The organism is Nonomuraea sp. NPDC049784, assembly GCF_040659615.1.
In the GTDB taxonomy this organism is placed as follows: domain Bacteria; phylum Actinomycetota; class Actinomycetes; order Streptosporangiales; family Streptosporangiaceae; genus Nonomuraea.
This window is the reverse complement of sequence record NZ_JBFAMX010001335.1, coordinates 1-1,004: the sequence shown is the minus strand read 5'-3', so window position 1 is coordinate 1,004 and position 1,004 is coordinate 1. Positions and strand designations below refer to the sequence as shown.

The following is a 1,004-nucleotide window of genomic DNA, read 5'->3' as shown; positions in this document are numbered from 1 at the left end:
CCACGGAGGGGCGGGACATCGGCGGGTACAGCCCGTTGGCGGCCACCTCCGCCAGCTCCGACAGCGGCGCGTCGCCGCCCGCGACGGCCAGCGCCTCCATCACCCGCCTGGCAGGGGTGCCCAGGCGGGCCACCCTGGCCCCGACGAGGCTGCGCACCGCCGCGGGTACGCCCGACTCGCCCACGCCGCCGGTGGTGACGGCGTCGCGGTCGCGCAGGTGTGCTCCGGCCAGCTCGATCGCGAACAGCGGGTTGCCCAGGGACAGCTCGTAGGCCCAGCTCAGCTCGGCGTCGGTCAGCGGGCGGCCGGCCGCCTCCGACAGCAGCCTGCCGCAGTCGGCCCTGCTCAGCCGCATCAGCTCCAGGCGCTGCGCCAGGCCGTGGCGCTGCAGGGCCTCCAGCGCGTGCCGGCGGCCATCGTCGGCGGGCAGGTCCTCCTCGCGCCAGGTGGCCAGGAACCGCCACGGCCGTCCGCCCGCCGTCCTGGCCAGGTGGGCGAGCAACTGCGCCGCGCCGCTGTCGGCGGCGTGCAGGTCGTCGAGCACCACGAGCAGCGGCCGGGCCGACAGGTCGGTCAGCAGCGCGGCGACCGCTGCGAAGATGCGCCCGCGTTCCCGCTCCGGGTCGTCGTCCAGCGGCGGTACCAGCCCCAGCGGGCAGCAGGGCCGCCAGCTCGGGGTACTGCGAGCCGATCGCCGCCCGCTCGCCCGCGGGCCGGTCGGCGAGGTAACCCTCCAGCGCCTCCACCCAGGCTCCGTACGGCGTCTGGCCCTCGGCCTCGTGTCCCGCGCCCCACAGCACCAGCGCCCCCGCGGCCGCGTGCCGGTGGGCGGCCTCGGTGACGAGGCGGGTCTTGCCCACGCCCGCTTCCCCGCTGACCAGCACCAGCGGCGCGGCGGCCGGTCGTCCCGGGCCCACCAGCTCGGCTGCGTGCTCGCGGCCGACCAGGCCGAGCCGGAAGGGACGGCGGGCCTGCGGGGGCAGCGGCGGCGGGCGCTCGCCGGC

Annotated in this window: 2 pseudogenes; both read right to left on the bottom strand. The window is 78.5% G+C overall.

Annotated features, from left to right (window positions below):
* Positions 1-547: pseudogene (locus tag AB0J09_RS65845) on the bottom strand (hypothetical protein); the annotation flags it as partial.
* A 97-nt stretch (positions 548-644) separates the two neighbouring features.
* Positions 645-917: pseudogene (locus tag AB0J09_RS65840) on the bottom strand (ATP-binding protein); the annotation flags it as partial.
* Between the last annotated feature and the right edge of the window lie 87 nt (positions 918-1,004).